Genomic DNA, 11,519 nt, shown 5'->3' with positions numbered 1-11,519 from the left:
ACATTGCCAACAATCAATCAGCTAATTCGCAAAGAGCGAAAGAAAGTCATCAAAAAAACTAAGTCCCCAGCACTAGTAGAATGCCCCCAAAGAAGAGGCGTTTGCACACGCGTTTATACCACAACGCCCAAAAAGCCAAACTCCGCGCTAAGAAAAGTAGCCAAAGTGCGCTTGACAAGCAAGTTTGAAGTCATCAGCTATATCCCGGGCGAAGGGCACAACCTCCAAGAGCACTCTATCGTGCTTGTGCGCGGCGGGCGTGTAAAAGACTTGCCGGGTGTGAAATACCACATCGTGCGCGGTGCGCTAGATACTGCTGGTGTAGCCAAACGAAGCGTGTCTAGAAGTAAATACGGAGCGAAAAAAGCCAAAGCTGGTGGCGATAAGAAATAAGCACAAAGGAGACAATAAATGAGAAGAAGAAAAGCGCCAAGCAGGGAGATTCTAGGCGATCCCATATATGACAACAAAGTCGTAACCAAGTTTATCAACAAAATGATGTATGATGGCAAAAAAAGCGTAGCTGAAAAAATCATCTACGCAGCCTTTGACAAAATCGAAGAAAAAAGCGGTGAGAAAGGCATCGAAGTATTTACAAAAGCACTTGATCGCGTAAAACCACTAGTAGAAGTGCGTAGCCGAAGGGTAGGGGGCGCTACTTATCAAGTGCCTGTAGAAGTGCGCACGGTGCGCCAGCAATCACTCTCCATACGCTGGATTCTAGAAGCTACGAGAAAGAGAAATGAGCGCACTATGGTAGATCGCCTTGCAAATGAACTCATGGATGCTGCAAGCGACAAAGGCGCGGCATTTAAGAAAAAAGAAGATGTGCATAAAATGGCAGAGGCAAACAAAGCATTCGCGCATTATCGCTGGTAATATTAAGGATATTGTATGGCAAGAAAAACCCCTTTAGAAAAGATTAGAAATATAGGAATCGCCGCGCACATCGACGCTGGGAAAACAACCACATCCGAGCGCATATTGTTTTATACCGGTGTTAGCCACAAAATCGGCGAGGTGCATGATGGCGCGGCTACGATGGACTGGATGGAGCAAGAAAAAGAGCGCGGTATCACCATCACTTCTGCGGCGACTACATGCTTTTGGAAAGACTATCAGATAAACCTCATCGACACCCCCGGGCATGTGGATTTTACTATCGAAGTAGAGCGCTCTATGCGCGTGCTTGATGGCGCTGTAGCGGTATTTTGCTCGGTGGGTGGCGTGCAGCCACAGAGTGAAACCGTTTGGCGACAAGCAAACAAATATGGTGTGCCTCGCATGGTTTTTGTCAATAAAATGGATAGAATCGGCGCAAACTTCTACAATGTAGAAACACAAATCAAAGAGCGCCTCAAGGCAAATCCAGTGCCTATCAATCTGCCTATCGGCGCAGAAGATACTTTCAAAGGCGTAATCGATCTCATCCAAATGAAAGCAATCGTTTGGAATGATGAGACTATGGGCGCAAAATACGATATCGAAGAGATTCCAGCAGAGTTGCAAGACAAAGCCAAAGAATATCGCGAAAAGCTTGTAGAATCTGCTGCCGAGCAAGATGAAGCATTGATGGAAAAATATCTTGGCGGCGAAGAGCTAAGTGTCGAAGAAATCAAAAAAGGCATCAAAATAGGCTGCCACAATATGAGCCTTATCCCTATGCTTTGTGGCTCTAGCTTCAAAAACAAGGGCGTGCAAACGCTGCTAGATGCGGTGGTAGATTTCTTGCCTGCGCCTACAGAAGTTACTGATATCAAGGGCATAGACCCAAAAACTGAAGAAGAAATCCATGTAGAATCTAGCGATAATGGCGACTTTGCAGGGCTAGCGTTTAAAATCATGACTGACCCATTTGTAGGGCAGCTGACATTTGTGCGCGTGTATCGCGGTATGCTAGAATCTGGAAGCTATGTGCTAAACTCTACCAAAGGCAAAAAAGAGCGCGTGGGTAGATTGCTAAAAATGCACTCCAATAAACGCGAAGATATCAAAGAAGTTTATGCTGGCGAGATTTGCGCGTTTGTAGGGCTAAAAGACACGCTTACAGGTGATACGCTTTGTGGCGAGAAAACGCCTGTGATTCTAGAGCGCATGGAGTTCCCAGAGCCGGTTATTCATATCGCTGTTGAGCCAAAGACAAAAGCCGATCAAGAAAAAATGGCAGTCGCACTTGGCAAGCTTGCAGAAGAAGATCCAAGCTTCCGCGTAAGCACACAAGAAGAAACCGGGCAAACGCTTATCGGCGGTATGGGCGAGCTTCACCTAGAAATCATCGTCGATCGCCTAAAAAGAGAGTTTAAAGTAGAAGCCTCTGTAGGACAGCCACAAGTTGCGTTTAGAGAGACTATACGAGGCAGCGTCGAGCAAGAATGTAAATACGCCAAACAATCCGGCGGACGCGGACAATATGGGCATGTAAAGATTAGGCTTGAGCCAAAAGAGCCCGGCAGTGGATATGAGTTTATCAATGAAATTAGCGGCGGTGTGATCCCCAAAGAATACATCCCAGCCGTTGATAAAGGTATCCAAGAAGCTATGCAAAGTGGTGTGCTTGCTGGCTATCCAGTCGTTGATTGCAAGGTCACGCTTTATGATGGAACCTACCACGAGGTGGATTCTAGCGAAATGGCGTTTAAAATCGCTGGTTCTATGGCGTTTAAAGATGCTTGTCGCAAGGCAAATGCAGTGCTACTTGAGCCGCTTATGAAAGTAGAAGTCGAAGTCCCAGAAGAATACATGGGCGATGTGATAGGCGACCTAAACCGCAGACGCGGACAAATCAACTCTATGGATGATCGCATGGGGCTAAAAATCGTAAATGCCTTTGTTCCTTTGGCAGAAATGTTTGGCTACTCTACTGACTTGCGCTCCGCTACACAAGGGCGCGGGACATATAGCATGGAGTTTGACCACTATGGCGAAGTCCCCGGCAATATCGCCAAAGAAATCATGGATAAACGCAACGGCTAGATATATTTTTGGGTTCTCTTTTGAGCCCAAAGGTTTTATCGCTGTTAAATAATAAATTTGGATTTGCTATTTTCAAACCCAATCATGTTTAGTGCAGACATTGTATTATGCAAGATATGGCATCACTGCAATTTCATCAAAAGCGCATATTATTCAAATTTGGTATTTGTAATCTAAGTTGTAATCTTGGTATCCGCAGATTCTATATCTGCAAATATGGAATTGGAATACAACAAATAGCTTTTTGGATTTTAGCCTTCTCACAGAGTCCAGCTTTTATAAAAAACAGTATTAAATTTTATCAGATAAAATCTAAACGCAACAAAAAGCAAGCCTCATAAAGGCATTAAAGGTCATTGCAAAGCCTATACCCTGATTTCCGCCAGAGCGCGAGAGGATAGATGGTATTTATCCCGATGGGCGCATCACGAGAACCAACCCCCCCCCTAAAGTTAAAAGCAAAAGCATGCACGACGAAAATTTTAGTAATCCACAAGAATCTGTAGGGATTTTTTGCATATATTTAAGATAAAGGCGCGTAGCAATCTGCACCAGAATCTGTTCTGCATATATGAGTTGGATTTTAACAAGCTAAATTCTAAGAAGCTTCTAGCAAACTGGATTCTGACAAAATAGATTCTGCGTTATTGCGCCTTTTGCGCGCACCTTTTGCCCGCCTGTTTTATCGCGCCTTTGTCGCGCTTTTTGTCAAAGCTTTTTTGTTGCGCCTTGAGAAAAGGCTGGGGTAATTTGCGCGCTTTTTCTTAAAGCATTTTGCGCTTTATGATTTTACTTTTGCATTTTTATAGGCGGGGTGGATTTTATCTGCTTTTTGATGCTTTCTTGCAGGGCTTTGCATAGCGGGGATTTGTTGGTGTAGGAGGGCGTGGCGGTGGGGATTAGCGCGCCATTTTTGCTCTCATAGCCAGTGATTATGCAGTTTTGCCTATCCGCGATAAAAAACTTTTGCGCCTCTTTTATATCGCGTTCATCATCCATGTCATCTATATCCTCCATATCACTTGCGCCCGAGCCGACATTTGGCAGCAAATCATCGCTATCTATAGATTTTGCCACCTCTTTTTCGCAAAGCTTTTTTGTCGCACTATTTAGGCTCGTAGAATCCGCACAGATATCATAATCAGTGCTAGCCACAATCTTACTCGCATCATTGGGCTTGACCTCGATATGCAAAATCATCTTGGCATTATATAGCTGTGTCAAATACTCACGCGCCCAATAAGACGCTAGCTTTTCCAAAAGAGTTTCACTATATTCTGACTCATCGCTATCATCGGACTCATCATATTCGCCAGTATAGTCAAAAAACCGCGCGATTTCACCTAGCTGCTGCTCGCTAATCCCAGATTTAAGCAAACTACTAAAAATATTCCTTTTGGCGTCCTCGTGAGTTCTTGGCGTCATCACCATATAGCTGGCATAGCCATCAGTGCCATGTCTTGCGATGCTTGTGAGGCGCGCTTTGTTTTTGGGCGTTTGCAGCTCTTGCCATGCATTTGCGAGGATATAAAGCTCTGTAGGATGCCCGCAGCTAGGAGCATCGCAAAAACGCGACTTAGGAAGTGTCGCTACAAAATCAAAAAATCTCGCATAATCCTTGCTAGAATCAATAGCCACACTTCTTGCAAATCGCTCTTGATCAGCAGAAATACCCTCCATAACTCTCCAAGCTTTGTTAGTATCAGCCTCATCTTGACTAAAAGCAGCAATCACCGCTAGCAAAATCGAGCGCAAATACTGCCTATAGCGCTTCACAAATGCCTTTTCTCCAGCAAGGTTCGCGCTAGATTCTAGATCATCGAGAAATGATAGATTGTGCTTTTCGTAGGTTTTGATGAAATTTATCACGCGCGCTTGCGGGCTGTTTTCAAAGGTGGCTTTGCCTTGCAAATTTTTATCTGTGGTTTCATCGTCCGCATCGTCATCATCCACATCATCGTCTAAATCATCATCTATGCCGCCGCTATTTTGGCGCAGATCTTTTAGCAGTGCCAAAAAGTCTTTTTCAGTGATTGGCTTATCGCCTATAGCTGGCTTTTTTGGCGCGGGCGCTGTGTTTGTGGCGTTTGTGGCACTTTTAGCACTTTTGGCGTTTGCAGTGTTTTTGGCATTTGGCAAATCTTGCGCTAGCGCATAAGGCGCACCAAAGCCAAATGCTATGATGATAAACATCCCGCGTATTTTACGCAAAACATCTTTCAGGCTTTGCAATTTTTTTAAACCTTGCAAATCTTTCAAATCTCGCAAATTTTTCATTTCGCCCCTTAATCTTTTCTCATCGGCATTTTAGCATCGCAAAATAGCAGAATCTACATCCAGATTCCAGCCAGAATCAAGAATCCAAATTCTCGCCAGAATTTCGCCAGAATCTATTTCGCCACGATAGTCTTTATCCCCTCGCTAGAATACACCAAAAAGCGCTTGTTTTTGTCTTTGTATTTGTTTAGCGCGCGCGTGAAGTCGCTAGTGTCTTTTATCTCGATGTCCTCCACCTGCGCGATGATATCACCTTGCGCAAATCCCGCCTCTTGCGCTAGCGAGTTTTCCGCGATATTGGTGATGATGACGCCTTGTATGTCATCTGGGATTTGGTATCGCTGGCGGATTTGTGGCGATATGGGCTCTACGCGCATGCCTTTTAGTGCGCTAGATTCTGCACCAGATTCTGGGATTTTGACAGGCTCGTTGTTTGGATCTTTGCGCTCGGCTAGCGTTATGGTGATGGCTTGGATTTTGCCATCTCTTAGCACGCTAAGGGCTGCTTTTTCTTTAGGCTTCAGGCTTCCTATGGCATTGCGTAAATCAGCGGAGTTTTTGATAGGTTTGCCATTTACAGCAGTGATTAGATCCCACACGAGAAGCCCCGCATCTTTGGCGGGCGATTTTGGATCGATATTTACTACCACCGCGCCTTTGTGATTGCCATAGTTGCCGCGAAGATTTTGGCTGATGTCTTGTGTGCCTACACCAAGATAGCCGCGCTGGATTTTGCCGCTTTTCACCAGCGCATCAGCCACTTCGCGCACCATATTTGAAGGTATCGCAAAGCCTATGCCATGATTCCCGCCAGAGCGCGAGAGGATGGCGGTATTCATCCCTATGAGTGCGCCACGAGAATCTATAAGCGCACCGCCAGAGTTGCCCGGATTTATCGAGGCGTCTGTTTGGATGAAGTTTTCAAACGCGTTTATTTGTATGTTTTTGTTGGTGGCAGATACGATGCCCTGCGTCACGCTCTCGCCCACGCCAAATGGATTCCCGATAGCAAAGACAATATCGCCGATTTTCACATCCGAGCTATCGGCAAACTTGATAAAAGGCAGGTTTGTTTTGTTGATACGAATCACAGCGATATCGCCCTCTTTGTCTGTGCCTACAAGCGAGGCGGTGTATTCAGTGGGGTCGTTTGGAAGGGTTACGATGATTTTGTCCGCGCCATCTATCACATGGTCGTTGGTGATGATGTAGCCATCGCTTGAGACGATGACGCCGCTTCCCAAAGAGCGCTCGATTCTGTCTTTTGGGATTTGGTTATACATATCGCCAAAAAACTGCTGGAAAAATGGGTCGTTAAACATGGGGTTTATGTTTTGGTTGGTTATCTTTTTTTGTGTGGAGATATTTACGACGGCGTGCGTGGCGTTTTGGATGACATCGTTATAAGAATATACCGCGTTGTTTTCTGTCATGGGATTTACGCGCTTTGAGATGGAGGGGACTTCTTGGATGGCGTATGCGCTAGCCAAGTTTATTGCAAACGCGCTTGCCAATGTGCCTGCAAATGCGCCCGCAAGCGCGGCGGAGATAAATTTGCCAAAAGCGTATTTTTTTGTGGATTCTGGTTGAGATTTTTTCATGGATTCTCCTTTTAGTGTTGTGCTGGTTAATGTCGTGTTGGATTTTGTTTGGAATGTTGTTTGGGGTTTTATGTCAAATTTTTTCATAGATTCTCCTTGTGGCTTGGTGGCTGGGTGTTTTGGATAATAAAGGCGCATTATAAACACAGAATCTAAATAATCAATTTACAAAAACTTATGATATTGGTATCAGCATTTGCGGGTGTTTGTCTAGCAGTAATGATAGGCGCTCTGGTTTGGTGGAGAAAAATGCTAGTGATTTGGAGCGCACGATACACGCTTCAAATGGCAGAAAATGCAGCATCGGCGTGTCTAGATCGTTTAGGTAAAACACAGGGTTTTTTATCGTGGATTTGATGATGTGGATTTTTTGCTTGAAGCTTCTGCCTATCGCTTCATAATCCTTGATAATCGCCTCTTGATGATGCCCATCCGGGTCAAAATCATACACTTGTATATCCATTTTTGCCTGCATCGCGACATCGATTATCACGCTAGAGATGTTTTCGCCCTCACTCATCGCCTCATTTACGACGACGATGCCCGTTTTTGCATCCATGAGCTTTAGCCTAGCTGTCTTTAGCACCGGCGATGCGGTGTCAAAAAGCGCGCGGCGATTAGCACGCCTTGAAAAAATCTCCGCACCCACGATGATAAGCCCTATCTTTTTGGTGCTATCAAGTGTGAGTCTTTGCGCGAAGTTTAGATTCTGGTAGTTGAAATTTAGGCTGATGCTAGAATCCTGCTCGCACATCTGCTTGATAGCATAAATGATCGCAAAATCGCTTGGGTTTAGCACCTGTACAAAAAGCTTCGTCGAGCGGATAGTATGATGCATAAAAATCGCCTGCTGTATGTCTGAAAGCAGATTTTCTTTGCTTTGTAGCAGCATATCCACATACACATAGATATCGCGCCCAAATGGCGAAGGGAACTGCCCCATGTCAGATTTTATCTGCTTATACACGCTTGTTAGAGTCTTTGGCTCGCCAGCTACGAGCACGACATCTTGAGGCTGTATGACAAAGCTAAAATTAGCCAAAATAAACTCATTTTTGCGATAAACGCCGATAATTTTGTAGTTTTTCTGCTGAATAGAGCCGATATGTCGATAAGCAAACACGCTCCCAGAAGGCACGCCCACCTCCATGATCTCGCCCTTCCCCAGCCCAAATCCGCGCGGTATGATAGGCACATTTGGCAGCCTTGAGATAAACTGCCCCGCCACGACATTAGAATCATCGATAAACACCGCGTGCTCGTCTTTGCGCGCTTTGCTATTTTCATCAAACCCGCTAGCAAAAGTCACGATGCGCGCGTTTTTGCATAGCTTGCGAAAAATCTCAAACGAAGCACAGCGCTCTTTTGGATTCTCCATTATCAAAAACACATCGCTAAGCTCATTGCCCCGATGCTCGCTTAGCATCTGCTCGACATGAAACTCTGAAGTGGGATCAAAGCTATAGAAGCTAAACGCGCTTGGGATTTTCTCTGGAATCATTGCGGTGTCTTTGGCGATGACAATGTAGAGATTGTTGCTAAAATATTTTTCCAGCACAGAATCCAAAAATCGCTTAGCGACAACACCATCCAAAACAATAACTACTTGCTTCAATGTTATTCCTTAAAATATGTGAGAGATGTGTAAATCCGCGCTTAGATTCTGACTAGGCAGAATCTGGGGTTTTGCGCTTTAGATTCTAGCGCGTTTAGATTCTAGGATTCTAGCGCGCCAGAATCCACTTGCAAAATCCGCGCCCTAGATTCTAGCACCGCAAAATCTGCCCGCAAACAAAAACACTAGAATCCAATCCATAGAATCCACCGCAACCCTAGCTAGATTCTAGCGTATCAAAGGCAAATCCCACGCTTTTTTGCCCATCAAAATTCCCGCTCATCTCGCGCTTTATCGCACTTACAAAATCCTCTTTTTTAAATATCGGATTTCCAAGTGTCGCGACTTTGTAAGCGGTATTTTTGATGACTAGCGCGATTTGCGCACCGCTTAGATCAAAGCTTGAAAGCTCTTTGGCAAGCTTTTTTATATCAAGCTTTGGCTCATAAGTGGCGCTTTGTGGCAGATATTTTAGCCAGAGAAGCTCCCTTTGCGCGGCATTTGGACGCTTAAACTCGATTTTGTAATCAAACCTCCTAGAAAACGCAGAATCTATCGTCTCCACAAGATTGGTAGTCGCGATGAGCACGCCATTAAAGCGCTCGATTTGCTCTAGAAAAATATTTTGCATTTGATTATGCATTTTTTCCGCACCGCTTGAGCTATTTATGCGCGTGCTTAGGAATTGATCGGCTTCATCTAGCAGTAGCACTGGCTCATTTTTTATTTTTTTGGCGATGTCTTTGTAGCCATCAAAAATCTTTCGCACATTTTTTTCGGATTCTCCGACATACATCGATAAGATTTTGGAGCAGTCAAAGCTAAGCAGCGGCTTTTTTAGCGCTTTGGCGATGCCTTGCGCGCTTAGCGTTTTGCCAGTGCCCGCCGCGCCAAAAAGCAAGATTTTCGCCTCCACGCCTTTGTGCTTGTCGCGGATGCCCCATTCTTTGAGCCGCGCTATCACGCGAGAATCCACTTGCTTGAGTATGGATTCTATCATCGCTTGCGTCTGCTCTGGCAGGATAATGTCTTCAAAACTCGTCTTTGGCTGTATCAGCTCAAAAATCTCTTGCTCCTCAAGCGCAGTAGCTAGGCTTACTTTGTTTTGCTGCTTTTTGGGTGGCTGTTTGATGATTTTGCGAAGCACTTCTTCTGGGATGAAAAATGTCCGCACAATCCCACCAAATGGGCTTAGCACCTCACCATAATCCACCAGCTGCTTTTCTACAAGCGTCGATTTTTCATCCAAAAGCGCGCGGTTTTTGATTTTGTCGTATTCGTTTTGGCTGATGAGCGCGATTAGATTATTCATATCGCGGTAGAATCCATCGCCATAATACTCCTCTTTTAGCAGCGCGAAAAATATCACCTCTTCTTTGGCGCTTAGATGATGCTCTTTTATGATTTTGTGCGCTGGAATCTCGCTTTTGGTGCTGCTGGCGCGCTTTGTGATGCGCGATTCTAGCTCTTTTATTTGCGCGGTGATTTTGGCGTTTTGCGCGCCTTTGGTATCTAGGCTCTGCTTGCTAAGCAGGCTTATGCGCGAAAACTGGTCAGTCAGATACTCCAGATGATCCGTATATGGTGCATCGCTAGGCGCCTCTAGGCTAAGCGCGCCATCCTCTAGCAGCTTGTGAAAGCTAGGCGAGAGGCAAACATCCATCTGCAAAAGCCCAAGTGTCGTAATATCTCTGCCAAGCATATCACTCATGCGCGAAAAATCGCTAAGTGCGAGCCAACCAGAATCTAGGAGCGATTTTATATGGGTGATATTTTCTACCAGCGCGATTTGCTTTTGCCCTTCTTGCGCCAGCCATTGCGGGATGGCGTTTGGCTTTGGGCTTTGGGATTTTTGGGGCGTTTGGGATTCTTGGAGTGTTTTGGATTCTTGGAGCGTTTGAGGCGTTTGGATTCTGGATTTTGTGGCGGATTTCTCAAGCATAGATTTGGCCAATATGCTTGGCTCGCCAAACTCGATAATCTCGGTGAGCGCGTCGGTTTTGGTGGTTTTGCCAGCGTTGCTAGTTTTATCAGTTTTATCAGTTTTGGCGGATTTGGCGATAGTGGCGGTTAGATTCTCCGCGCTATTTTTATCTGCTTTTTTGGTGTCGCTAGCGCTATTTGTGTTATCTGCGCTGGTGTTTGCGCTGTTTATGCTGGCGTCATTTGCGCTGGTGTTAATCGCATTTCCAGCGTCGCTATCGCTAGCATTTGCTTTGGCTTGATGTTTGTTTTTGTTTGGATACTTATCATTTTGATTTTTTGCGCTTGGATTCTCGTTAGTGGCGACATTTTTTGGATTCTCATCATTTTGATTTTTGGCGCCTAGATTCTCATCGTCTTGATTTTTGGCGTTTGGATTCTCGCTATTTTTGGCATTTTTTGGATTCTCGGCGTCATTTTGCGCGTTTTGCAAACTTTGGTTTTGCAAGCCTTGATTTTGCGGGCTTTGATTTTGCGAACTTGGATTTTGCGAACTTGGATTTTGCAAACTTGGATTCTGCAAATTTTGCAGACTTTGCCATATCCCGCTTTTGCGCCCCAGCCCCGCAAAATCCGCGCCCAAATCCAAAGAATCCGCCTCGTCGCCCAAATCCTCGCCAAAGCAAGTTTTAAGCACATCCAGCACGCCCACCTCGCTACTGCCCTCAAGCAGCAGGCACACCATAAGCTGCAATATCAGCCCCTCTTGCTGGCTGCATTTGAGATGCGGGTAAATGCGCGTTTTGGTGATGTCTTGGTGGGATAAAAAATCTTTGAGATATTGCATGGATTTCCTTAAAAGAGAGCGCGCATTATACCAAAACCGCAAGAAAAATACAAATAACGCAAAAGCTTTGCTGGCATTGTTTGTCTAATGCGTATTTGTGGATTGCTGTGCCATACTTAATTAATCACAAAAGAGCGTTTTGAGGGCAGGGCAGTCATCCAGGATGGTCGTTATTGGGGGGGGGGGGGGTTTTGGAAAAATTTTCAAGTATCCAAAAGGCAAAAAAATCAAACCACCCATGCTAAAAAGTGGTTGTTTTTAAAATTTTCAAAATCTTTATTTT

The 11,519-nt window shown here is 45.0% G+C and carries 7 protein-coding genes; 3 read left to right on the top strand and 4 right to left on the bottom strand.

Going from position 1 to position 11,519, the window contains the following annotated elements; translation table 11 throughout:
- Positions 1 to 3 precede the first annotated feature (3 nt).
- The 3 genes from rpsL to fusA are packed head-to-tail and all read left to right on the top strand — an operon-like array spanning position 4 to position 2,973.
- The gene (rpsL, locus tag BKN38_RS00600) at positions 4 to 393 is read left to right on the top strand and encodes a 30S ribosomal protein S12 (RefSeq protein ID WP_066453283.1); all 390 of its coding nucleotides are present in this window, start codon (positions 4 to 6) and stop codon (positions 391 to 393) included.
- A gap of 18 nt (positions 394 to 411) precedes the next feature.
- Positions 412 to 879, top strand: a complete 468-nt coding sequence (rpsG, locus tag BKN38_RS00595; protein ID WP_066453281.1) for a 30S ribosomal protein S7 — start codon at positions 412 to 414, stop codon at positions 877 to 879.
- Positions 880 to 894: 15 nt separating this feature from the next.
- Positions 895 to 2,973 (top strand): elongation factor G, encoded by a 2,079-nt coding sequence (fusA, locus tag BKN38_RS00590; protein ID WP_070957642.1) that lies wholly within the window; start codon positions 895 to 897, stop codon positions 2,971 to 2,973.
- A 789-nt stretch (positions 2,974 to 3,762) separates the two neighbouring features.
- Here fusA and BKN38_RS00585 read toward each other — a convergent pair.
- The 4 genes from BKN38_RS00585 to BKN38_RS00570 all read right to left on the bottom strand — a co-directional run bounded on the left by BKN38_RS00585 (position 3,763) and on the right by BKN38_RS00570 (position 11,236).
- Entirely contained in the window at positions 3,763 to 5,250 is a 1,488-nt protein-coding gene (locus BKN38_RS00585; RefSeq protein WP_066453274.1) for a hypothetical protein, read from the bottom strand.
- Positions 5,251 to 5,363: 113 nt separating this feature from the next.
- Positions 5,364 to 6,938: a Do family serine endopeptidase gene (locus BKN38_RS00580; protein ID WP_233712993.1), complete on the bottom strand. Its 1,575-nt coding sequence runs from the start codon at positions 6,936 to 6,938 to the stop codon at positions 5,364 to 5,366.
- Positions 6,939 to 7,026: 88 nt separating this feature from the next.
- Entirely contained in the window at positions 7,027 to 8,466 is a 1,440-nt protein-coding gene (locus BKN38_RS00575) for a COG3400 family protein (RefSeq protein WP_066453272.1), read from the bottom strand.
- Between the two features lie 217 nt (positions 8,467 to 8,683).
- Positions 8,684 to 11,236 (bottom strand): AAA family ATPase, encoded by a 2,553-nt coding sequence (locus tag BKN38_RS00570; protein ID WP_233712991.1) that lies wholly within the window; start codon positions 11,234 to 11,236, stop codon positions 8,684 to 8,686.
- Between the last annotated feature and the right edge of the window lie 283 nt (positions 11,237 to 11,519).

The organism is Helicobacter sp. CLO-3, from assembly GCF_001854545.1.
GTDB lineage: Bacteria > Campylobacterota > Campylobacteria > Campylobacterales > Helicobacteraceae > Helicobacter_B.
Note: the sequence above shows the minus strand (reverse complement) of the source record. Positions and strands in the feature narration are given on the sequence as shown.